Genomic DNA, 22978 nt, shown 5'->3' with positions numbered 1-22978 from the left:
GCCGGAGATCCGTACCCGTAAGCGGCGCCCGGAGACCCCGGGTGCCGCTTACGGGCGGCTCCGCAATGGACGGAGGCACCAATGGGGCGCTACGTCGCACGGCGACTGCTCCAGATGATCCCGGTCTTCATCGGGACAACCCTGCTGATCTTCCTGATGGTCAACGTGCTCCCCGGCGACCCCGTACGGGCGCTGTGGGGGGACAAGCCGCCGGACCCCACGCAGGTCGCACAGATCAAGCACGAGCGTGGTCTTGATCTGCCGCTGTGGCAGCAGTACCTGCACTACATGAAGGGGCTGCTGCAGGGAGACTTCGGCAACACCATCGCCGGCAACCGGCCCGTGCTCGACGAGATCAAGCAGGCATTCCCGGTCTCGCTGCGGCTCGCCGCCATGGCGTGGACCTTCGAGCTGGTCGTCGGCATCACCCTGGGTGTGCTCGCCGGTATCCGGCGCGGTCGCCTGGTGGACAACACGGTCACGCTGTTCACGCTCGTCGTCATCTCGGTCCCGATCTTCGTGATCGGTCTGCTCGCCCAGCTGTACTTCGGCAACGAGTGGAAGATCATCACACCCACGGTCCAGGACTCCGAGAACTTCGGGCAGTTGATGGTTCCCGCGCTCGTCCTCGGCCTGGTGGGTCTGGCCTATGTGGCCCGTCTGACCCGGACGTCGATCGCCGAGAACAGATCGGCGGACTACATGCGCACCGCCGTCGCCAAGGGTCTGCCGCGCCGCCGGATCATCACCCGGCACCTGCTGCGCAACTCGCTGATCCCCGTGGTCACTTACCTCGGCACCGACATCGGCGCCCTGATGGGCGGCGCGGTCATCACCGAGGGCATCTTCAACGTGACGGGCGTCGGTAACCTCCTCTACCTGGGCCTGGCCCACCGAGAGGGCGCGGTCATCGTCGGCATCGTGACCGTCCTGGTGCTCGTGTACCTCCTCGCCAGCCTGATCGTCGACCTGCTTTACGCGGTCCTGGACCCGAGGATCCGTTATGCCTGACCTCACCAAGACCCCGGCCGCGGAGGAGACTTCCGTGGCGACCGACGCGCAGGCGGTGCCCGCGGTGCCCGCCCCGGGCAAGCCGCGCAGCCTCTGGGCGGACGCCTGGCGGGACCTGCGGCGCAACCCGCTGTTCGTCATCTCCACACTGCTGATCCTGCTCCTGCTGGTGGTGGCGGCCTTCCCCGGCCTGTTCACCGGCGCCAACCCGGAGTCCGGCGACCTCACGCACCACTTCCTCGGGAAGCCCGAGTACGGGCACTTCTTCCAGGACGGCTGGTGGGGCTACGACAAGCAGGGCCGCAGCGTCTACGCCCGTGTGCTGTACGGGACGCGGAACTCCATCATGGTCGGCATGGGCGTGACGATCCTCGTCACCGTCTTCGGCGGCCTGATGGGCATGCTGGCCGGATACTTCGGCGGCTTCTGGGACAGCCTGCTCTCCCGGCTCACCGACGTGTTCTTCGGCATCCCGTTCCTGCTCGGCGCGATGGTCGTCCTGAACGCCTTCGAGACCCGTACCGTCTGGGTCGTCACCGGAGCCCTGGCCTTCCTCGGCTGGACGCAGATCGCCCGCGTGATGCGCGGCGCGGTCATCACGACCAAGCACGCGGACTATGTGGTGGCGGCGCGGGCACTGGGCGCCGGGACCAAGCGGATCCTGTTCCGGCACATCCTGCCGAACGCGGTCGCCCCGGTGATCGTCGTCGCGACCATCGCCCTCGGCACGTACATCGTGGCCGAGTCGACGCTGTCGTACCTGGGTCTCGGCCTCGGCAACGGAGCCATCTCCTGGGGCGTCGACATCTCCGACGCCACCGACAGCATCCGCAACAACCCGCACGTCCTCCTCTTCCCGGCGGGCATGCTCAGCATCACGGTGCTGGCCTTCATCATGATGGGCGACGCCGTGCGTGAAGCCCTCGACCCGAAGCTGCGCTGAGGGAGGCGTACGTGACCAGCATCGACCTCAAAACAGACTCGGTTCCCGCCCCCCGCTCGGGCGAGGAAAAGAGCGGCCGGCTCCTCGACGTGAAGGACCTGCACGTCGAGTTCCACACCCGCGAGGGCGTGGTCAAGGCCGTCAACGGCGTCAACTACAGCGTGGACGCGGGCGAGACGCTCGCCGTGCTCGGTGAGTCCGGCTCCGGCAAGTCCGTCACGGCCCAGGCCATCATGGGCATCCTCGACATGCCGCCCGGAAAGATCCCGCAGGGCGAGATCCTCTTCCGCGGCCAGGACATGCTGAAGATGTCCAACGAGGAGCGCCGGAAGATCCGCGGCCGGAAGATCGCCATGATCTTCCAGGACGCGCTGTCCTCACTGAACCCGGTCCTCTCCGTCGGCTACCAGCTCGGCGAGATGTTCCGCGTCCACGAGGGCCTCAGCCGCAAGCAGGCCAAGGCCAAGGCCATCGAGCTGATGGACAAGGTCAAGATCCCGGCGGCCAAGGAGCGGGTGAACGACTATCCGCACCAGTTCTCCGGCGGCATGCGCCAGCGCATCATGATCGCGATGGCGCTCGCCCTGGAGCCGGACCTGATCATCGCCGACGAGCCGACGACGGCCCTCGACGTGACGGTCCAGGCTCAGGTCATGGACCTGCTGGCCGAGCTCCAGCGCGAGTACAACATGGGGCTCATCCTCATCACCCACGACCTGGGCGTGGTCGCGGACGTGGCCGACAAGATCGCGGTCATGTACGCGGGCCGGATCGTGGAGACGGCGCCGGTGCACGAGCTGTACAAGCGCCCCGCGCACCCGTACACGCGCGGCCTCCTTGACTCGATCCCGCGCCTGGACCAGAAGGGCCAGGAGCTCTACGCGATCAAGGGTCTGCCGCCCAACCTGCTGAAGATTCCCGGCGGTTGCGCCTTCAACCCGCGCTGCCCCAAGGCGCAGGACGTCTGCCGCACGGAGATCCCGGCCCTGGTGCCGGTCACCGAGCAGGACGGCACGGCGCTGGCGGGCCGTGGCAGCGCGTGCCACTTCTGGAAGGAGACGATCCATGGCTGAGCAGGCCGAGACCAAGAAGCTCGACAAGAACGACGAGCCCGCGGACGCCACCCCGAACGTCTCCGAGGTCGAAACGGTCGACGTGGCGTCGGCCGAGGAGGCCGTGGCGGCGATCGAGGCGCCCGTCGAGCGCGGCGAGCCGATCCTCCAGGTCCGCAACCTGGTGAAGCACTTCCCGCTCACCCAGGGCATCCTGATCAAGAAGCAGATCGGCGCGGTCAAGGCCGTCGACGGCATCTCCTTCGACCTGTACCAGGGCGAGACCCTGGGCATCGTCGGGGAGTCCGGCTGCGGCAAGTCCACGGTCGCCAAGCTCCTGATGACGCTGGAGCGGGCCACGGCGGGCGAGGTCTTCTACAAGGGCCAGGACATCACCAAGCTGTCCGGGCGCGCGCTGAAGGCGGTCCGCCGCAACATCCAGATGGTGTTCCAGGACCCGTACACGTCCCTGAACCCCCGGATGACGGTGGGCGACATCATCGGGGAGCCCTTCGAGATCCACCCGGAGGTGGCGCCGAAGGGCGACCGGCGGAGGAAAGTCCAGGAACTCCTGGACGTGGTCGGCCTGAACCCCGAGTACATCAACCGCTACCCGCACCAGTTCTCGGGCGGCCAGCGCCAGCGCATCGGCATCGCCCGCGGCCTGGCGCTCAACCCCGAGATCATCATCTGTGACGAGCCGGTCTCGGCCCTGGACGTCTCGGTCCAGGCGCAGGTCATCAACCTGATGGAGAAGCTCCAGGACGAGTTCAACCTCTCCTACCTCTTCATCGCGCACGACCTGTCGATCGTCCGGCACATCTCGGACCGGGTCGGGGTCATGTACCTCGGCAAGATGGCCGAGATCGGCACGGACGAGCAGATCTACGACCACCCGACGCACCCGTACACGCAGGCGCTGCTCTCCGCGGTGCCCGTGCCGGACCCGGAGGCGCGGGAGGGCCGAGAGCGGATCATTCTGTCGGGCGACGTGCCGTCCCCCGCCAACCCGCCCTCGGGCTGCCGCTTCCGCACCCGCTGCTGGAAGGCGGAGGAGCGCTGCTCGAAGGAGATCCCGGTGCTCGCGATCCCCGAGCGCTTCGCGGGCCAGGACACCCCGGCGGCACACGAGTCGGCGTGCCACTTCGCCGAGGAGAAGGACGTGGTGCACGCGGCGTAGCGTGTGACGCGTGCGAGGTCTTTGACCGTACGTGAACGGGGGCGCCCCGAGCAGGAGTTGGCTCGGGGCGCCCCCGCTTGTGCGTGTGCCTCTCGCGCTACAGGCAGTCGAATGGAGGGATGACGCGAGTGATCGCGATCAGGTGCAGCCGTGGCACCGGGAGTGCGTAGAACCAGCCGTCGGTGAGTAGGGGAATGCGGCGGACTCCGCCGGGGCCGCCGCGTCGCGGTCCCTCTCCGATGGCCTCGCGTCGCGCTCGATCCCGGCCTCGGCGCACGAGGCGTCGAGAATCCGGCCGATCTCGGAGGCGAGGGAGCGTGCCTCGTCGAGGCTCTCGGTGGTGGCTGCACGTGCCTCCAGAGCGCGCAGGCGGGCCGCCCGCTCCGGGCCCGCTCCGGGTGACGTTCCACCGCGACGTAGACGGCCCACTGGCCGACGAAGCGGCGCATAGGGGCGGCGCTGACCTGATCGCGTGCCATCCGCAGCGCGGCGGCGCGCTCGGCGTCGAACGTGGACAGTGCGTCGGGGGCGAGCCGGGCGAGGACGGCCCGCAGGTCCTCCGGGGTGCTCGCGGGCTGGGGTGCGGCAGAGTCGCCGCCCGTGCGGCTGTAGGGCCGACTGAGCCTGTGGACAACTCATCCCGGCGCCGCCGGCGCCCTGACTTCCAGTGCCCTGACCTCCAGCTCGAACCAGGTCGCTTTGCCCTGCCCCGGCCCGTGTCTGCAGACCCCCCAGGCGTCGGCGCTGTGGGCGACGAGCCGCATGCCGCGCCCGGTCTCGTCGTCATCGGCGGCGGGCTCGCAGACGGGGAGGCCGAGGGCTTCGTCGTGGACGAGGACGCGGAGCCGCGCTCCGTCCGGATGGGGGCCGGCCCACCCCGCGAAGAGCGTCACCGGGGCGGTGCAGACTTGCGTTGCGCAGGCGTTGATGGCGTTGGTGACGGCCTCGGAGGTCAACAGGACCGCTGTGTCGGTGAGTTCGGGGTGCCCAGTGGTGGTGAGGAGGGTGCGCACGGTGTCGCGGGCGGTGCGGACCCAGGCGGGGTCGGGCGGGAAGACGAGGGAGACGTCGGTGGAGTGGGGGTGGGGTGGGTCGGTCATGAGGGCTCCTCTTGGGTGGGGTGCGCGGTGACCAGGTCCGCCAACTCCGTTGTGGGCGGGGGTACTTCCGCCTGTGTTGCCTTTGAAGGTAGGGAACGTGTTTATCTAGGTGCAACCGTTTACGCCATGCATCACCGATGTGAGTGATGGCCTAACTTCCTTGTGGACCATGGCAGTTAGGAAAGGCAGACTCCGTCGTGGAGGAGGTCGGACATGCCACCCAGAAGCAATCCCAGCGAGCGTCAACGCCGCCTCGGCCTGGAGCTACGCAAGCTGCGCACCGGTGCGGGTCTCTCCGGCGACCAGGCCGGAGCCCTGCTGGAGGCCGATCGCACACGCATCAGCAACATCGAGGCGGGGCGGCTCGACGTGTCCCGTAATCGGTTGTACAAGTTGCTGCGTGAGTACGGGTGTCCGAGGGGGTCGTACTTCGACGGGCTCATGGCCATGGCGCAGGAGCGGGGCAAGGGCTGGTGGGACGAGTTCCGTGACGTGGTGGCTCCCGTCGGGTGTGACCTGGCGGAACTTGAGTCGCTGTCGGCGGCCATCCGGATTCACGAACCGCTGTTCATCCCGGGGCTGTTGCAGACGGAGGATTACGCACGCTCGGTCATCGGCGAGTCGGAGGATGACAAGCGGCGCGTTGACCGCTTCGTGGCGTTCAGAGTGGGACGGCAGCGTGTCCTCACCGCTGAGTCACCGGTGCGGTTCCGGGCGGTGATCCATGAGGCTGCACTGCACGTCCAGGTCGGTGGTCCCAAGGTCATGCGCAAGCAGCTCCTGAGGCTCATCGAGGTGGCACGGCTCCCTCACGTCACCGTCCAGGTGTTTCCGTTCGAGGCGGGCGCCTACTCGTCGTTCAGCCGGTCCTTCGGCATCTTCGGCGGAATGCTCCCCGAGCTGGACACCGTCCACCTGGAGCACCCCCTCAACTCGGTGTTCCTGCGGGATGGTGGGCACATCAGCGAGTACGCCAGAATGTTCGAGCGGCTATCCACGCTTGCACTGGCTGAGGTCGACCCGGAAGCCGCACCGGAGTCGCATGAATCCGCCGATTCGCTGAGCCTCATCCAGCACGTGATGTACCGACTGTAAGAGGGAGACCATGCCCCAACTCGTTTGGCTCAAGTCGTCGTTCAGCGGTGGCGGCAATGGTGACTGCATCGAGTTGGCCACCGACCCGAGTGACCCCTCCGGTCGCACCTGTCTGCGCGAGAGCGACCGGCCCGACGAGATCGCCACAGCGTCCCCCGAGGCCCTGCGTGGACTCATCCGCAGCATTCAGGCCAACGGCGGCCTGATCCCTGGTGTGTGATGGTCCGTCACTCAGGCTGAAGCTGCCCCTCAGACCTCTGAGGTTCCAGCCCATCGCCCGCCCCCGTCATGGTGGAGGCAGTCGAGGGAACGCAATGAGCTCCTGAAACGGGGGAGCAAGAAAGGACGCGTTCCCGCACGGGGAGTGAGATTCATGGCAAGGGCAAGCAGGAAGACCCTGGCGAGGATCGCGGGCGTGGTCGCGGGGGCGGCCATGGTGGCGGTGCCTCTCACCGCGACGTCGGCCTCCGCCGCACCGTCCGGGTCCACCGGCTCAGGCCACTCGAAGGTCCAGGGCATGACGTTCTACGACGACTACTGGACGCTCAACGAGTGCAAGACCGTCGGCGACTGGGGCCTGTCCCACGGCAAGTGGACGGTCTACGACTGCCAGGAGTCGCCCTGGGACTTCGACCTCTACGTGGACAGCTGAGCCGACTCGGCCAGTCGAGCCGACTCGGCCAGTCGAGCCGACTCGGACAGCTGAGTCGGCTGGGCCAGTTGAGCCGACGCCACCTCGGGGGACCGGGGGCCGCGCCTTCCTGAGGGGGGCGCGGCCCCTTTGTGCGTGCGTGCCGCAGCCGCTTCCCGTACGGCAGGATGGGCGCGTGATCGACATAGGTGGGGGCCTGGTGCTGCGGCCCTGGGAGGCCCGGGACGCGGGCGTCGTCCTTGCCGCCTTCGCCGCCCCCGAGATGGAGCGCCAGGCCGACGAGCCCCTCAACTCGCTTGCTGATGCCGAGCGTTGGATCGCTCGGCGCGCGGCCGACCGGGAGGCGGACGTGGCATACGCCTTCGCGGTCGCGGTCGCGTACGCGGATGGCGGCACCGCCCTCGGCAACGTCGCCGTGAGCGCGGTGAACCGTACGCACGGCGTGGGCTGGGTCTCGTACTGGACGGCGCCGCAGGCGCGGGGGCGGGGTGTGGCGTCGCGCGGGTGCGCGGCCCTCGCGCACTGGGCCTTCCTCGAACTCGGCCTGTTCCGCCTGGAGTTGGGGCACCGCGTCAACAACCCGGCGTCGTGCGCGGTGGCGCGGGCCGCCGGGTTCGTGGTGGAGGGCGTGCAGCGGCAGAAGCTGGCGTACGACGGGGTGCGGTACGACGTGGAGCTGCATGCGCGGCTGGCGTCGGACGGGCGCGCCGGGTCGGCGCGCCCGTAGCCCTCACACCGGTTCCGCCTCCACGAGCGAGGGCACCGTCGGTGTCGGGACGACCCGGGTCAGGCGGAAGCCGGCCTGCGCGAAGAGGGCGCCGAACTCGGCCTCCGTGCGCTCCCTGCCCTTGAGGGCGGCCAGCATGACGATGTCGAGGGCCTTGCCGGGGTGCGGGTCGTTGCCCGCGGGGAGCACCGTGTCGACGGCGACGAGGCGGCCGCCGGGCGCGATCGCCGTGCGGACCGCGCGCAGGATGCGCAGGGCCTCGTCGTCGTTCCAGTCGTGGAGGATGTGCTTGAGGACGTAGACGTCCCCGCCCTCCGGCACCGCCGCGAAGAAGTCCCCCGACTCCGCGCGCCAGCGGCCCGCGAGGTCCTTGCTGTCGAGGGTGTGCTCGGCGACCGTGTGCGGCTGGTCGAAGAGGACGCCGGACAGGCCGGGGTTGCGGGTCAGGACCGACCGCAGGAAGCCGCCGCGGCCGCCGCCGACGTCCACGACGGTGCCGCTCGCGGGGAACGGGTACGCGGCCGAGACGACCTCGTCCACCGGCCCCGAGAAGGCCGCCATGCCCCGGTCGAAGAGCTCCTGCTCCGCGGCGGAGGTCGCCACGTAGTCGAAGTAGGGCGTGCCGTACGCCGCTTCGAAGCCCGGGACGCCGGTGCGCACGGTCTCGTCGAGGCCCGCGAACGACCGGGTCATGCTCTCGGCGGTGAGGAAGAGGATCCCGTCCCGCTGGGATCCCGGCGCCGACTCGGCGAGCAGGGCGGCGGCCGGGGTGAGGTGGAACGCGCCGTGCTCGTCCTCGCGGAAGATCCCGCGCATGGAGAGCAGCCGCAGCACGCGGCGCAGGGAGGACGCGTGCGTGCCCGAGCGGGTCGCCAACTCCTCTGCTCCGAGGGGGCCTTCGGACAGATGGTCGGCGATACGGTGCGCGGCCGCGGCGCGCAGCGCGGAGGAGTAGAGGTGGCCGAGGGTCATGTCCAGCAACGCGAAGGCGGCGTCGGCGGCTTGGGCGGCTTGGGTGGGATCGGCGGCTTGGGTCGAGGGGTCGGGGTTGGTGCTCGGTGTCGGTGCGTCCGTCATGTTGTCAGGGTGCTGTGTAACGTCCCGGGGCCGCCAGGCGTGTCCTGGACAAGAGCGGCACGCGAGCCGCGTACGGAAGCCCGCGCGGCGCCTGGTCGGGGAGATCCAGGAGACGTGGAACCTGGACTGCCCCAGGAACCCGGTCCGCCGGTATCGGGTCAATGGGGCGGCGGGCCGGGTTCCGCTCAGAGCGACTTGCGTGCTCCCGGGACCGCCAAGTCGGCGGGCTCCTCCGGGTAGTGACAGGCCGTCAAGTGCTGGTCCCCGTTCCCGTCGATCCGCACCAGCGTCGGCGTCTCGCTCGCACACCGCTCCGTCGCCTTCCAGCAGCGGGTGCGGAAGCGGCAGCCCGAGGGCGGGTTGACGGGGGAGGGGACGTCGCCCGTGAGCAGGATCCGCTCGCGGCGGGCCTGGGCGGCTCCGGCGGCTCCGACCGCCGCGGCGTCCTGCGGCTCCGGCGAGATGTCCACCTCCGGCACCGCCGAGAGCAGCGCCCGCGTGTACGGGTGCCGTGGATTCCCGTACAGGTCCTCGCGGCGCGCGATCTCCACGATGCGGCCCAGGTACATCACCGCGACCCGCTGCGAGAAGTGCCGGACCACCGCCAGGTCGTGCGCGATGAACAGGAACGCGATGCCGAGCTCCTTCTGGAGCTTCTGCAGCAGGTTCACCACCTGCGCCTGGATGGAGACGTCGAGCGCCGACACCGGCTCGTCCGCGACGATCAGCTTCGGTTGCAGGGCCAACGCCCGTGCCACGCCGATGCGTTGGCGCTGGCCGCCGGAGAACTCGTGCGGGAAGCGGTTGAAGTGCTCGGGGTTGAGGCCGACCGTCTCCAGGAGCTCGCGGACGCGGGCCTCGCGGCCGCCCTTCGGGTTGATCCCGTTGACCTCCATCGGCCCCGAGATGATCTTTCCGACGGTCTGGCGCGGGTTCAGGGACGCGTACGGATCCTGGAAGATCATCTGGATCTCGGGGCGGATCGGGGCGAGCTGCTTGCGGTCGGCGTGGGTGATGTCCTGCCCGCGGTAGGAGATCCGGCCCCCCGTCGGCTCAAGGAGGCGCGTGACCAGGCGGCCCGTCGTCGACTTGCCGCAGCCGGACTCGCCGACCAGGCCCAGGCTCTCGCCCTCGGTGATGCTGAAGTCGAGCCCGTCGACGGCCTGGACCGCGCCGATCTTGCGTTTGATGGGGAAGCCGCCCATGACCGGGAAGTGCTTGGTCAGGCCCTTGACGTCCAGAAGCGGGGCCGGAGCGTCGCCCCTTTCGGGGGCGGTGCTGTCCGTCGCCGGAGCGGTGCTGCTCATGGTGGTGAAATCCCGTCGCTCGTACGTCAGTTGGCCCGTGTGCCCGCGAAGTCCACGGAGAACGCGGTCCGCTGCTCCGCCGTGAGGTGGCACGCGGCGCCCCGGCCCTCGGTGAGTTCGAGGAGCGGCAGCTCGCCCGAGCAGCGGCCGCCCTCGACCTGCTCGGTGAAGGAGCAGCGGGGGTGGAAGCGGCAGCCGGTGGGCGGGGTGAGCAGGCTGGGCGGGGTGCCGGGGATCGGCGACAGCGGCACGTCCACCGGGCCGGTCAGGGACGGCATCGAGCCCAGCAGGCCCCAGGTGTAGGGGTGTTGGGGCGACCGCAGCACCTGGCGCTTGCTGCCGCGCTCCACGCAGCGCCCGCCGTACATCACCAGGATGTCGTCCGCGATGTCCGCGATCACGCCGAGGTCGTGCGTGATGAAGATGATCGCCGTGCCGAACTCCTGCTGGAGGTCCTTGAGCAGGTCCATGATCTGGGCCTGCACCGTCACGTCGAGGGCCGTGGTCGGCTCGTCCGCGATCAGCAGGGCCGGGTTGCAGACCAGCGACATCGCGATCATCGCGCGCTGCCGCATGCCGCCCGAGAACTGGTGCGGATAGTCGTCGACGCGCAGGTCGGGCTGCGGGATCCCGACCTTCCGCAGCATCTCGACCGACCGGTCGCGCGCCTCCTTCTTGGAGGCGCCGGTGTGCTTGCGGAAGGTCTCGCCGATCTGCTGCCCGATCGTGTGGTACGGCGACAGGGAGGCGAGGGCGTCCTGGAAGATCATCGCCATCTTGTTGCCGCGCAGCTGCTCCAGCTCGCGCTCGGTGGCGGTGATCAACTCCTTTCCGTCAAGGAGGATCTCCCCGTCGATCGTGGTGTTCGCCTTGTCGTGCAGGCCCAGGATCGCGAGGTTGGTGACGGACTTGCCCGAGCCGGACTCGCCGACGATGCCGAGGGTGCGGCCGCGCTCCAGCTCGAAGTCGAGCCCGTCGACCGCCTTGACGACGCCGTCCTCGGTGGAGAAGTGGACGTGCAGGTCGCGGACGGAGAGGAAGGGGTCACCGGTGCCGGCGGGGGCGGACGGGGGCGGGGCCGAGGGGGACTTGCTCATCGAGGTGCTCATGGATCTCTCGGCTCCCTAGGACAGCCGCACACGCGGGTCGATCAGCGCGTACAGGGCATCGACGACGATGTTGAAGAACACGATCGCGGCGGCGGCCACCAGGACCACGCCGAGCAGCAGCGGCAGATCGCTCGTGTCCACGGCCTTCACGGACAGCTCGCCGATGCCGTGCAGGGCGAAGGTCTTCTCGGTGATGATCGCGCCGCCGAGCAGCACGCCGAGGTCGAGGCCGAAGATCGTGACGATCGGGCCCATCGCCCCGCGCCAGGCGAAGCGGAAGAAGACCGTGCGGCGCGAGAGCCCCTTGGCGCGGGCCGTGCGGACGTAGTCCTCGCTCAGGGTCTCCACCAACTGGGAGCGGGTCATGCGCGTGTAGTTGGCGGTGAAGATCAGCGCGAGCACGAGCCAGGGGATGAGGAGCCCGGAGAACCACTTGGCGGGGTTCTCGGTGATCGGCGTGTACGTGGGCCGGTCAAGGAGGTGCAGCTGGTCGGTGAAGAGGTACACGGCGAAGACGCCGACGACGTAGATCTGCATCGAGGACGCGATCAGCGAGGCCGACGAGGCGATCTTGTCGAGGGGCTTGCCCTGCTTCACGGCGGCCAGCATGCCGGTGCCCACGCCGAAGAGGACGAACACGAAGGCCGCGCCGAGCGACAGCGAGACGGTGGTCGGGAAGCGGTCGAGGATGGTGCTGAGCACGGGCTCGCGGTTGCGGAACGAGTAGCCGAGACAGGGCGCGTCGCAGAAGCCGTACGCGTCGTAGTCGCGGCCCACGAACAGCCCCTCGAACCAGTGCCAGTACTGCACCGGCACCGGGTCGGCGATCCCCAGGTTGTGCTTCACCAGCGCCAGCGTCTCGGGCGGGCACACCTTGCCGCAGGCCAGCCGCGCGGGGTCACGCGGGGCCGTGTAGAAGAGGAGGAAGACGATCGCGCTGATGATCAGCAGGATCACCGCGCCGCCGATGATGCGGCGAATGAGGAAGCGGAGCATGGCAGTTGGGGTCCCTGACGGATGCCGTGAGAGGAAGAGGTGGCGGGGGCGGGCCGCCTCGCGGGGCCCGCCCCCTGGGGCCGGTCGTCAGCTCTTGACGAACACCTTGGTCAGCAGAGTGGCCGCGAACTGCGGGTCGTGGATGGCGCCGCCGACCTTGGAGCCGTGCAGGTACCAGCGGCGCTGGAAGGTCTCCGGGATGATCGGCACGACCTCCGTCATGATCCGCTTGTCCAGCGCGGCCCACGCCTTGCCGGCTTCCTTCGGGTCCGGGATCACGGCGTTCTTCTTGATCGCCTCGTTGATCCAGGGGACGTCGCACTGCGAGACGTTGTTCTGGCCGTCACCGATGGCCGCGCCGTCGAAGAGCGGCTGCATCATCGTGTAGGCGGTCGGCCAGTCCGGGGACCAGCCGAACCACATCACGTCGAACTTGTTGTCCAGGCGCTGTGCCTGGTCGTAGAAGTCCGTCGAGTTGAGCGGCTTGATGACCGGGTCGAAGCCCGCGGCCTTCAGGTTCTTCTCGATGACGATCTTGGTCTTGTCGTAGGTGGGGCGCCGCGGGAAGGCGTACACGATCTTCGTGCCGAGCTTGCCCGCCTTCTTCAGGATGTCGTGGGCCCGCTTCACGTCGCCCTCGGGCTTCTTGAGCTTGCCGTAGATGTCGAACTTGTCGTAGCCGATGATGTCGGGGCTGAGGATCGTCGTCGCGTAGTCACCCGCGGCCGTGCCGCCGTAGATCTTGCGGCTCTGCTCCAGCGGCCAGGCGATGAGGAGGGCCTTGCGCACCTCGACGTCGGTGACCCGCTTCATGTTGATGGCGAAGTAGTACGTGCCCGACGACAGGCCGTTGAAGCTGCGCTTCTTGAGGTCGGGGGTGGTGAGCACCTTCTGCATGCGCTCGGCCGGGATGTTCTCGTACAGGGCGACCATCTGCTGGTCGTTGCCCTGGTCCGCGATGAAGCGGTCGTTGGACTCCAGGCCGGTCGGGCCGAACTCGAACTCGAAGCCGTCCGGGTAGGCGGTGCGGATCGGGTCGGTCTTCGGGTCCCAGTGCTTGTTGCGGGCCAGCGTCATCGACTTGTCGATGGTGCGGTGCTTGACGATGTACGGGCCGCAGGAGAAGGGCGCCTTGTCGTACTTCTCCTTGGTGTCGTGCTTCACGGGCGTGGCGCAGTAGGAGTGCATCGCCAGCGTGAAGTTGAAGTCGGGCCGGGCCTCCGCCAGCTTGAACGTGATCGTCTTCTTCTTCTTGTCGGTGACGATCGAGTCCAGGCGCTTGCCCTTGTACGGACCCTCGTACGCGTCACGCCACTTGGCGCCCTTGCCGGTGAGGGCCTGCTGGACGTAGGCGGCGCCCTCGGTGATGAAGGGGGCCCAGGCGCGCTCGAAGCCGTGCCGGACGTCGTCGACCGTGAGCTCGCTGCCGTCCTGCCACTTCAGGCCGTCCTTCAGCGTGAAGGTCCAGGTCTTCTTGTCGGCGGAGGACGTGCCCGCGTCGGTGGCGAGGTCGCCGACGAGGGTCTGGTGACCCTTCATGTCGGTGTAGTAGCCGGTGAGGCCGCGCGCGAAGAGGTTGGCGAGCGAGGAGTTGTACGCGAAGTAGATGCGCTGCGGGTCCATGTGGGACACGTCGTCCTCGGCGACACCGTAGATGGTGCCGCCCTTCTGCGCGCCGGGGACCTCGGGCGCGGGCCCGGTCGAGTCCTTCTTGGTGCCGATCTTCACGGTCGCGTTGGTGTACTCGGTGGCGCCACCGTGCGCCCCGCCCTTGCCGCCGCCGGAGTCGCCGCTGCTGCAGGCGGACAGGACGAGCGAGCCGCCCGCCGCCACCGATGAGGCGATGAGGAGGTTTCTGCGGGAGATTGACATGTGGCTACCAACCCTGTGTGTGAAGGAGACAGAAGAGCGGTGGTGCGGCGCGGTCCGGCTCGGCCCCGTCGCGCGGGCCGGTCGCGGGGAGCGGCGGTGTTCGTCAGCGTTTGGTCTTCGGGTCGAGCGCGTCGCGCACCGAGTCGCCGAGGAGGTTGAAGGCGACCACGAAGATCACCATGGCGAGACCCGGGAACACCATGAAGGTGATGTCGTCCTGATAGACCTCGGAGCCCCGCTGGATGATCACCCCCCAGTCCGGCGTCGGTTCCTCGAGTCCCACGCCGAGGAAGGCGAGGCCGGCCTCGGCGGTGACGAAGAGCGGCAGGGCGAGCGTCGCCTGGATCAGGATCGGCGTCCACAGGTTGGGCAGCAGCTCCTTGAAGATGATGCGCGCCGGAGATGCCCCCGTGACCTTCGCGGCCTCCACGAACTCCCGCTCGCGCAGGGCGAGTACCTCACCGCGCAGCAGCCGCGCCATGGGCGCCCAGCCGAAGGCGGTCATGACCGTGATCAGGCTGGTGACGATCAGCCACTTCGGGGTCTTGTCCTCCGGGCTCACCAGGACCGAGATCATCACCGGGAAGAAGGCGATGTAGAAGAGCGTGGAGGGGAAGGCGAGCAGGATGTCGATGATCCTGCCGATGAAGTAGTCGGTCTTGCCGCCCAGGTACCCGGCGGTGATGCCGACCGCGATGCCGAGCAGCGTCACCAGGACCGTCGTCGCGGCCGCGATCAGCAGCGAGTTGCGGATCCCGTAGAGCAGGAAGGTGAAGACGTCGCGCCCGAGGGAGGGCTCGAGGCCGAACCAGAAGTCCCCGGAGATCCCGCCGTTCGGCTTCACCGGGTACCCGAACTCGTTGAGCAGCGAGGGGTCGTCCATCCCGTAGGTGTCGTACGGGTTCTTCCCGTACACCTTCGCGATCAACGGCGCACACAGCGCGATGACGAAGAAGAAGATCACGACGCAGGCGGAGATGACGCCCGCGCGGTCGCGCCGGAAGCGGATCCAGGCCAGCCGGCCCGGTGAACGTCCTTTGCTGCCCTGGCCGTTGGGCGGAGATGCGGTGCCGGTCTCGTCCGTCACCTCAAGTGTGGCGGCAGTGGCAGGTGTTGAGGAGGTCATGGCGCTCCTGGCGCGGACAGTCGTAGGGGGTCCGCAGGTGTCCGCGGAAGCGGGGCCTACGGGCTAGGCGCGACCTTTTCAAGGCATTTCGCGTACGGTCAATGAATTCTGAATTGACTTGGCGTGGCCTTTGGGTCCTTGACCTGCAGATAACCGGAACATTACCTATGCTTTACCTTGATGTGGCCAAGGTGAGATCCCCTGCCCCTTGCATGGGGGCAATTCCGGCATTGAGTCCGATAAGCGGGCGTGGGCATCTCGGAATGCGTACATCCGCCGTCAGCGGGCGGGGCAGCGCTCCCGGGTGGCGAGGCGGGCAAGCGCTGTCCGGGGGTTCTCGGCGGCGGGTTTCAGACAGTCGACGAGCCCCGCGGTCTCGGACCGGGTCTCCCAGGTGCGGATGTGGCCCCGGCCCCGGGACTCGTCCGCGCAGCGGTAGCGGTAGTCGGTCTCGACGAGTCGCAGACCTTGGTAGTACACGGCCTCGGCGCGGGGTCCGGACGCGGGGAAGCCGACCTCCGCGGTGCGTGCGATGTCGGCGGTGCGGGCGCCGGGGGCGGCCAGAGGGGTGCCGGTCTTTTCGGACAGCGCCTTCATGACCTCGGCCGCGCGCGGGCCGCCCGCGCGGACGCCGGTGACCTCGGCGGTGCGCGGCCGGTACGGCTTGGCCTTGATCTTGAGGGTGCCGCCGGGGGCCACCGCGACCCGGTCGTCCAGGACCGCGAGGGTCCAGGCGCCCGTGGCCGGTGTATTCCAGGTGAATTCGGGCGCGCAGCCGGAATGTGCGCTTCTTGCGGATTTCGCGCCGCCGCCCGCGGATTTCGCGCTTCTCGCGGATTCCGTGGTTCCGCTATGGGCGGCGCCCTCGCGTGCACAGCCCGCGGCCCCCGAGATGATTCCGAGGGCCGCGATGCCTGCGATGCCTGCGATGTATGCGCTGCCTGCGCTGCCTGCGCTGAACTTCTTTCGCATCAGGGTGATGTGCTCCCGCCGGTCCGGATCGGCCGGATCAGGCGATTCCGCCGTTGTCGAAGCAGCCGCCCTTCGAGGGCTGCCACAGCGTCGTCTCCAGCTGGACCTTCTGGCCCTCGGGGCGGTCGAAGTTGTAAGTCTTGTCCTTCATGCCCGGCTCCAGGTTCCAGTGCCAGGTCAGGTCGATGCGATCGCCCTTATAGAACTTCGCGTAGTAATCGGCGGTGTCATTGCTGTCATTCCACTGCGTGACGATTTCGCCGTCCGCCTTGAAGGTCATTCCGACGCGGTCCCCGTTGTCCGGGTCCTTGAACGTGACATAGGAATCACGGCCGCCCGGGTCCGTGTAGCTCTTGCTGCTCGCGTGGCTGCACTTCCAGGGATCCCCGTCCTGGGCGTGCGCGGTGCCGGTGAGCAGCGCGCCGGAGAGTGCGGTAATTACTGCGGCCGTGAATACGCGGCGCAGCGTCGTATGCGTCATTCTCACTGGCCCCCCTTCTTTTTCGTGAGTGTCCGCACGCTACCCATGCCAATTCTCGGGTGTCAACGAATGATTTCGTCCGGGCTTTCCGTGGCTCCCTTTTCCGGATGCCGTCGAAAACTGAGCAGATATCAATTGGCCGGTGCCGTACGGGAGTTCCGCGACCCGCCCGTGTGCCGCCACCGGGCGCACCCCCGCACTGAGGGGGCGCCCGCCCCGGCGAGCGCCCCCTCCGCGTATGCCATCCAGGGGGTTTTCTGTCGCAGTAGCCACGGAAAGGGGCCATAAAGGTGCGCTATCACCCTGTCTGCGGTGTATTTGGCCCTAAGCGCCCAAGCAACAGTCATGTCTGAAAACAGGAGGCATCCCATGCGTGGAGCCACGCACGCCAAGTGGGCCGCAGGAGCGGTCGTCGTCGCCCTCGCGGTGACGGCCTGCGGCGGGGGCAGCAGCGGTGGAGGCGACGGCTCCGGCATCGTGAAGTCCTCGTGGGGCGACCCGCAGAACCCGGTCGAGCCGGCGAACACCAATGAGGTCCAGGGCGGCAAGGTCATGGACATGCTCTTCCGGGGGCTCAAGAAGTACGACCCGAAGACCGGCGAGGCCAAGGACATGGTCGCCGAGAAGGTCGACACCTCGGACTCGCAGAACTTCACCGTCACGCTCAAGGACGGCTGGACCTTCAGCAATGGTGAGAAGGTCACCGCGAAGTCGTTCGTGGACGCCTGGAATTACGGCGCGAACATCGACAACAAGCAGAACAACGCGCCCTTCTTCGCCAACATCGAGGGCTACGACAAGGTCCACCCGGAGAACGGCAACGCCACCGCGAAGACCATGTCCGGCCTCGTGGTCAAGGACGACAAGACCTTTACGGTCAAGCTGAAGGAGAAGTTCTCGACCTGGCCGCAGACGCTGGGTTACCAGGCGTTCTCGCCGCTGCCCCAGTCCTTCTTCAAGGACCACGACGGCTGGCTGAAGAAGCCCGTCGGCAACGGCCCCTACACGGTGGACTCGTACACCAAGGGCTCCTCGATGAAGCTCCGGAAGTGGGACGGGTACAAGGGCGACGACAAGGCGCAGAATGCGGGCGTGGACCTCGTCGTCTACACCGACAACAACACCGCCTACACCGACCTGATGGCGGGCAACCTCGACCTCGTCGACGACGTGCCGGCCAAGCAGCTCAAGAACGTCAAGAACGACCTGGGCGACCGCTACATCAACCAGCCCGCCCTCATCGTCCAGACCCTGGTCTTCCCGCTCTACGACAAGAACTGGGGCAAGGAGGGGATGGAGAAGGTCCGCCGCGGCGTCTCCATGGCGATCAACCGCGACGAGATCACCAAGCAGATCTTCCAGGAGACCCGCACCCCCGCCAAGGACTGGACCTCGCCGGCCCTCGGCGACAAGGGCGGCTACAAGGACGACATCTGCGGCGACGCCTGCACGTACGACCCCGAGCAGGCGAAGAAGCTGATCGAAGAGGGCGGCGGGCTGCCCGGCGGCAAGGTCACCGTCACCTCGAACGTCGACACCGGCTCGCACCGCGAGTGGATGGACGCCGTCTGCAACAGCATCAACAAGGCGCTCGGCAAGGGCGCGGTGTGCACGGTCAACCCCATCGGCACCTTCGCGGACTTCAAGAACCAGATGTCCAACTTCAAGATGACCGGGCCGTTCCGCTCCGGCTGGCAGGCCGACTACCCGCTCATCCAGAACTTCCTGCAGCCGCTCTTCTACACCGGCGCCTCCTCCAACTACGGGAAGTTCAACAACAAGGACTTCGACGCCCTCGTGGACAAGGCGAACAAGGAGTCCGACGCGAGCGCGGCCGTCAAGGACTTCCAGGACGCCGAGAAGATCCTCGCCCAGCAGATGCCGTCGATCCCGCTCTGGTACCAGAACGGCAGCGCGGGCTACTCGGAGAACGTCTCGGACGTGACCCTCAACCAGTTCAGCGTCCCGGTCTACGACCAGATCAAGGTCAAGTAGCCCATTTCCGGGGGCCGTTCCCGCGTGCTGCGGGGGCGGCCCCCGGACCGTACCCCCCCACCCCGGAGCCAGACTGACATGGGACGCTATGTGATCCGGCGCCTGCTCCAGATGATCCCCGTGTTCATCGGCAGCACGTTTCTGATCTTCCTCATGGTGTACGCGCTCGGTGACCCGGTCGCGGCCCTCTTCGGCGACAAGGCGCCCGACCCCGCCACCGCCGCCCGCATCCGCAAGGACCTCTATCTCGATCAGCCGCTGTGGAAGCAGTACCTGCACTACATGGGGCAGATCTTCCAGGGGAACTTCGGCACCGCCTTCAACGGCCAGAAGGTCACCGAACTCCTCGCCGCCGCCTACCCGGTGACGCTGCGTCTGACGATCGTCGCGATCGTGATCGAGCTCGTCGTCGGCATCACGCTCGGCGTGCTCAGCGGCCTCAAGAAGGGCCGCCTGATCGACAGTTCGGTGCTCATCCTCACGCTGATCGTGATCTCCATCCCGACCTTCGTGAGCGGCTACGTACTCCAGTACCTCTTCGGCGTGAAATGGGGAGTGATCCGGCCGACGGTCTCCCCGGACGCCCCCTTCGACGAGCTGATCCTGCCGGGCATCGTGCTCGCCCTCGTCTCCCTCGCCTATGTCACCCGGCTGACGCGGACCTCCATCGCGGAGAACGCCCGCGCCGACTACATGCGCACCGCCGTCGCCAAAGGGCTCCCGCGCCGACGCATCATCACCCGCCATCTGCTGCGCAACTCCCTGATCCCCGTGGTCACCTTCATCGGCACCGACATCGGGGCGCTCATGGGCGGCGCCATCGTCACGGAGAAGATCTTCAACATCCATGGCGTGGGCTTCCAGATCTACCAGGGCATCCTGCGCAACAACGCCCCCACCGTGGTCGGCTTCGTGACGATCCTCGTCATCGTCTTCCTCCTCGCCAACCTGCTCGTCGACCTGCTCTACGCGGTCCTGGACCCGAGGATCCGTTATGCCTGAGCCGCAGAGAGAAGCCGGCTTCGACCCGAAGCAGTCGATCTCCGCCGGGGGCGGCGGCGGAGCCATGGACCTCGCGATGAGCGAGGCCCAGACCCTGGAGGGCAAGGGACCCGCGGCCGGCGGGCCCGGTCCGCAGGCCAAGCCGCGCAGCCTCTGGTCCGACGCCTGGCGCGAGCTGCGCCGCAACCCCATCTTCATCGTCTCCGCGCTGCTGATCCTCTTCCTCGTGATCATCTCGATCTGGCCCCAGCTGATCGCGAGCGGCGACCCGCTCGACTGCGACCTCGCCAACTCCGAGAAGGGCCCCGCACCCGGCCACCCCTTCGGCTTCGACCGGCAGGGCTGCGACGTCTACACCCGCACCGTGTACGGGGCCAGGGCCTCCATCACCGTCGGCGTCTGCGCGACCGTGGGGGCCGCGCTGCTCGGTTCGGTCCTCGGCGGGCTCGCCGGGTTCTTCGGCGGCTGGTGGGACGCGCTGCTCTCCCGTATCGCCGACATCTTCTTCGGCATCCCGATCATCCTCGGCGGCCTGGTGCTGCTCTCGGTGGTCACCAGCTCCACGGTCTGGCCGGTCGTCGGCTTCATCGTGCTGCTCGGCTGGCCGCAGATCTCCCGCATCGCCCGCGGCTCGGTGATCACCGCGAAACAGAACGACTACGTGCACGCGGCCAGGGCCCTCGGCGCCAGCAGCTCCCGGATGCTGCTCCGCCACGTCGCGCCCAACGCGGTCGCGCCCGTCATCGTCGTCGCGACGATCGCCCTCGGCACGTACATCGCCCTGGAAGCGACCCTCTCCTTCCTCGGCGTCGGCCTGCGCCCGCCCACCGTCTCCTGGGGCATCGACATCTCGAACGCGGCCGAGTCCATCCGCAACGCCCCGCACATGCTCCTGTGGCCCGCGGGCGCGCTGAGCATCACCGTGCTCGCCTTCATCATGCTCGGCGACGCGGTGCGCGACGCCCTCGACCCCAAGCTGAGGTAAGCGCTCATGCTGCTCGAAGTACGCGATCTGCACGTGGAGTTCAGGACCAGGGACGGCGTCGCCAAGGCCGTCAACGGGGTCAACTACAGCGTGGACGCGGGTGAGACGCTCGCCGTGCTCGGCGAGTCGGGCTCCGGCAAGTCCGTCACGGCCCAGGCCATCATGGGCATCCTCGACATCCCGCCCGGGAAGATCACCCAGGGCGAGATCCTCTTCCAGGGCGAGGACCTCCTGAAGCTCAAGGAGGACCAGCGGCGCAAGATCCGCGGCGCCGGCATGGCGATGATCTTCCAGGACGCGCTGTCCTCGCTGAACCCGGTCCTGTCCGTCGGCGAGCAGCTCGGCGAGATGTTCGTCGTCCACCGGGGCATGTCCCGCAAGGACGCCAAGGCGAAGGCCATCGAGCTGATGGACCGCGTCCGCATCCCCGCGGCGAAGGAGCGGGTCGGCCAGTACCCGCACCAGTTCAGCGGCGGCATGCGCCAGCGCATCATGATCGCGATGGCGATGGCCCTGGAGCCGTCCCTGATCATCGCGGACGAGCCGACGACGGCCCTCGACGTCACCGTGCAGGCCCAAGTCATGGACCTGCTGGCCGAGTTGCAGCGCGAGCTCAACATGGGCCTGATCCTCATCACCCACGACCTGGGCGTGGTCGCCGACGTCGCGGACGACATCGCCGTCATGTACGCGGGCCGCATCGTCGAGCAGGCTCCGGTGCACGAGATCTACAAGCGCCCGGCGCACCCGTACACGCGCGGTCTGCTCGACTCGATCCCGCGCCTGGACCAGAAGGGCCAGGAGCTCTACGCGATCAAGGGCCTGCCGCCGAACCTCATGAACATCCCGCCCGGCTGCGCCTTCAACCCCCGCTGCCCCAGGGCCCAGGACATCTGCCGCACGGATGTCCCGCCGCTCGCGGACGTGACATACGACGCCGCCGAGCCCACTGCCACTGCCCCTGCCACTGCCCCCGGCCGCAAGAGCGCCTGCCACTTCTGGAAGGAGACGCTCGATGACGCATCCTGAGCACGTCAGCAAGAAGGACCTGCGAGTCGAGGGCGAACTGGCGGAGCACCTGCTGCACAAGGCACAGGCGGAGTCGCGGTACGCCGCCGAGGGCTCGGAGTCCGGCCGCGAACCGATCCTGGAAGTACGGGACCTGGTCAAGCACTACCCGCTCACCCAGGGCATCCTGATCAAGAAGCAGATCGGCGCGGTCAAGGCCGTCGACGGGGTCTCCTTCCACCTGGACCCGGGCGAGACGCTCGGCGTCGTGGGGGAGTCGGGCTGCGGCAAGTCGACGGTCGCGAAGATGCTCGTGAATCTGGAGCGGCCGACGTCCGGGCAGATCCTCTACAAGGGCGAGGACATCACGAAGCTGTCGGGCCGCGCGCTGAAGGCTGTCCGGCGCAACATCCAGATGGTGTTCCAGGACCCGTACACCTCGCTGAACCCCCGGATGACGGTGGGCGACATCATCGGGGAGCCGTACGAGATCCACCCGGAGGTGGCGCCGAAGGGTTCGCGGCGTCAGAAGGTCCAGGAGCTCCTGGACGTGGTCGGGCTGAACCCCGAGTACATCAACCGCTACCCGCACCAGTTCTCGGGCGGCCAGCGTCAACGCATCGGCATCGCCCGGGGGTTGGCGCTCCGGCCGGAGATCATCGTGGCGGACGAGCCGGTGTCGGCGCTCGACGTGTCGGTGCAGGCGCAGGTGATCAACCTCCTTGAGAAGCTCCAGGACGAGTTCAGCCTGAGCTACGTCTTCATCGCGCACGACCTGTCGATCGTGCGGCACATCTCCGACCGGGTCGGGGTCATGTACCTGGGGCGGCTCGCGGAGATCGGGACGGACGAGCAGATCTACGACCACCCGACGCACCCGTACACGCAGGCGCTGCTGTCGGCGGTGCCGGTGCCGGATCCCGAGGCCCGGGAAGGGCGCGAGCGGATTCTGCTGGCGGGCGATGTCCCTTCCCCCGCCGACCCGCCCTCGGGGTGCCGCTTCCGTACCCGGTGCTGGAAGGCGCAGGAGCGGTGTGCGGTGGAGGTGCCTGAGCTGGCGGTTCCTGCGGTGTTCCGGGGGGCGGGTGGGCCCGCGGCCCATGAGTCGGCGTGCCACTTCGCGGAGGAGCGGCAGGTCGTGCCGTAGGGGGTGGGGGTGGGGGTGCCTCCGGCGGTCCTTTCCCCGATCCCGCCCCTTCCCGAAACTGCCGACTCCGTCGGCCCTGGGGCACCCCCTATCGCCGCTGACGCGGCTCGTCCTCAAGCGCCGGACGGGCTATCTGTAGCC

At 68.2% G+C, this 22978-nt stretch carries 22 protein-coding genes; 13 read left to right on the top strand and 9 right to left on the bottom strand.

Going from position 1 to position 22978, the window contains the following annotated elements; all coding sequences use genetic code 11:
- Positions 1-81: 81 nt before the first annotated feature.
- The 4 genes from ACFWYM_RS42410 to ACFWYM_RS42395 are packed head-to-tail and all read left to right on the top strand — an operon-like array spanning position 82 to position 4186.
- Positions 82-1011 (top strand): ABC transporter permease, encoded by a 930-nt coding sequence (locus ACFWYM_RS42410; RefSeq protein ID WP_384850318.1) that lies wholly within the window; start codon positions 82-84, stop codon positions 1009-1011.
- Entirely contained in the window at positions 1004-1954 is a 951-nt protein-coding gene (locus ACFWYM_RS42405) for an ABC transporter permease (protein ID WP_384850315.1), read from the top strand. The genes ACFWYM_RS42410 and ACFWYM_RS42405 overlap by 8 nt, the downstream gene beginning before the upstream one ends.
- A gap of 11 nt (positions 1955-1965) precedes the next feature.
- Positions 1966-3027 carry an ABC transporter ATP-binding protein gene (locus ACFWYM_RS42400; RefSeq protein ID WP_384850312.1) on the top strand — a complete coding sequence of 354 codons (1062 nt, stop codon included), beginning with the start codon at positions 1966-1968 and terminating at the stop codon, positions 3025-3027.
- Positions 3020-4186, top strand: coding sequence for an ABC transporter ATP-binding protein (locus ACFWYM_RS42395; RefSeq protein WP_384850309.1), 1167 nt, complete (start codon positions 3020-3022; stop codon positions 4184-4186). The genes ACFWYM_RS42400 and ACFWYM_RS42395 overlap by 8 nt, the downstream gene beginning before the upstream one ends.
- A 635-nt stretch (positions 4187-4821) precedes the next feature.
- Here the strand turns inward: ACFWYM_RS42395 and ACFWYM_RS42390 are convergent.
- Positions 4822-5286 (bottom strand): ATP-binding protein, encoded by a 465-nt coding sequence (locus ACFWYM_RS42390; protein ID WP_384850307.1) that lies wholly within the window; start codon positions 5284-5286, stop codon positions 4822-4824.
- 213 nt (positions 5287-5499) lie between these two features.
- Between ACFWYM_RS42390 and ACFWYM_RS42385 the strand changes: the two genes are divergently transcribed.
- From ACFWYM_RS42385 to ACFWYM_RS42370, 4 genes are all read left to right on the top strand, one after another.
- The gene (locus tag ACFWYM_RS42385; RefSeq protein WP_384850305.1) at positions 5500-6381 is read left to right on the top strand and encodes a helix-turn-helix domain-containing protein; all 882 of its coding nucleotides are present in this window, start codon (positions 5500-5502) and stop codon (positions 6379-6381) included.
- A 10-nt stretch (positions 6382-6391) separates the two neighbouring features.
- Positions 6392-6601 carry a DUF397 domain-containing protein gene (locus tag ACFWYM_RS42380; protein WP_384850302.1) on the top strand — a complete coding sequence of 70 codons (210 nt, stop codon included), beginning with the start codon at positions 6392-6394 and terminating at the stop codon, positions 6599-6601.
- A 153-nt stretch (positions 6602-6754) separates the two neighbouring features.
- A complete protein-coding gene (locus tag ACFWYM_RS42375; protein ID WP_384850299.1) occupies positions 6755-7033 on the top strand; it encodes a hypothetical protein in 279 nt (92 codons plus the stop codon).
- A 175-nt stretch (positions 7034-7208) separates the two neighbouring features.
- Complete coding sequence (locus tag ACFWYM_RS42370; RefSeq protein ID WP_384850296.1) at positions 7209-7760, top strand: GNAT family N-acetyltransferase; 552 nt, start codon at positions 7209-7211, stop codon at positions 7758-7760.
- 3 nt (positions 7761-7763) lie between these two features.
- Here ACFWYM_RS42370 and ACFWYM_RS42365 read toward each other — a convergent pair whose 3' ends face one another.
- The 8 genes from ACFWYM_RS42365 to ACFWYM_RS42330 form a co-directional block, all read right to left on the bottom strand.
- Positions 7764-8837 (bottom strand): methyltransferase, encoded by a 1074-nt coding sequence (locus ACFWYM_RS42365; RefSeq protein ID WP_384850292.1) that lies wholly within the window; start codon positions 8835-8837, stop codon positions 7764-7766.
- A gap of 185 nt (positions 8838-9022) precedes the next feature.
- Positions 9023-10144, bottom strand: a complete 1122-nt coding sequence (locus tag ACFWYM_RS42360) for an ABC transporter ATP-binding protein (RefSeq protein ID WP_384850289.1) — start codon at positions 10142-10144, stop codon at positions 9023-9025.
- 26 nt (positions 10145-10170) lie between these two features.
- Positions 10171-11241, bottom strand: a complete 1071-nt coding sequence (locus ACFWYM_RS42355) for an ABC transporter ATP-binding protein (RefSeq protein ID WP_384850355.1) — start codon at positions 11239-11241, stop codon at positions 10171-10173.
- Between the two features lie 27 nt (positions 11242-11268).
- A complete protein-coding gene (locus tag ACFWYM_RS42350) occupies positions 11269-12249 on the bottom strand; it encodes an ABC transporter permease (protein WP_384850286.1) in 981 nt (326 codons plus the stop codon).
- Positions 12250-12336: 87 nt separating this feature from the next.
- Positions 12337-14121, bottom strand: a complete 1785-nt coding sequence (locus ACFWYM_RS42345) for an ABC transporter substrate-binding protein (protein WP_384850283.1) — start codon at positions 14119-14121, stop codon at positions 12337-12339.
- 103 nt (positions 14122-14224) lie between these two features.
- Complete coding sequence (locus ACFWYM_RS42340; protein ID WP_384850280.1) at positions 14225-15247, bottom strand: ABC transporter permease; 1023 nt, start codon at positions 15245-15247, stop codon at positions 14225-14227.
- A gap of 279 nt (positions 15248-15526) precedes the next feature.
- A complete protein-coding gene (locus ACFWYM_RS42335; RefSeq protein WP_384850278.1) occupies positions 15527-16219 on the bottom strand; it encodes a hypothetical protein in 693 nt (230 codons plus the stop codon).
- A 37-nt stretch (positions 16220-16256) separates the two neighbouring features.
- A complete protein-coding gene (locus ACFWYM_RS42330) occupies positions 16257-16700 on the bottom strand; it encodes a hypothetical protein (protein ID WP_384850275.1) in 444 nt (147 codons plus the stop codon).
- A gap of 369 nt (positions 16701-17069) precedes the next feature.
- Between ACFWYM_RS42330 and ACFWYM_RS42325 the strand changes: the two genes are divergently transcribed.
- From ACFWYM_RS42325 to ACFWYM_RS42305, 5 genes are all read left to right on the top strand, one after another.
- Positions 17070-18695, top strand: coding sequence for an ABC transporter substrate-binding protein (locus ACFWYM_RS42325; protein ID WP_384850272.1), 1626 nt, complete (start codon positions 17070-17072; stop codon positions 18693-18695).
- A 78-nt stretch (positions 18696-18773) separates the two neighbouring features.
- Positions 18774-19697: an ABC transporter permease gene (locus ACFWYM_RS42320; RefSeq protein WP_384850270.1), complete on the top strand. Its 924-nt coding sequence runs from the start codon at positions 18774-18776 to the stop codon at positions 19695-19697.
- Positions 19690-20682 (top strand): ABC transporter permease, encoded by a 993-nt coding sequence (locus ACFWYM_RS42315; protein WP_384850267.1) that lies wholly within the window; start codon positions 19690-19692, stop codon positions 20680-20682. The genes ACFWYM_RS42320 and ACFWYM_RS42315 overlap by 8 nt, the downstream gene beginning before the upstream one ends.
- Before the next feature lie 6 nt (positions 20683-20688).
- Positions 20689-21711: an ABC transporter ATP-binding protein gene (locus ACFWYM_RS42310; protein ID WP_384850264.1), complete on the top strand. Its 1023-nt coding sequence runs from the start codon at positions 20689-20691 to the stop codon at positions 21709-21711.
- Complete coding sequence (locus ACFWYM_RS42305) at positions 21698-22837, top strand: ABC transporter ATP-binding protein (RefSeq protein WP_384850261.1); 1140 nt, start codon at positions 21698-21700, stop codon at positions 22835-22837. The genes ACFWYM_RS42310 and ACFWYM_RS42305 overlap by 14 nt, the downstream gene beginning before the upstream one ends.
- The last annotated feature ends 141 nt before the right edge of the window (positions 22838-22978 follow it).

The organism is Streptomyces sp. NPDC059009 (assembly GCF_042740175.1).
Classification (GTDB): domain Bacteria; phylum Actinomycetota; class Actinomycetes; order Streptomycetales; family Streptomycetaceae; genus Streptomyces.
Note: the sequence above shows the minus strand (reverse complement) of the source record. Positions and strands in the feature narration are given on the sequence as shown.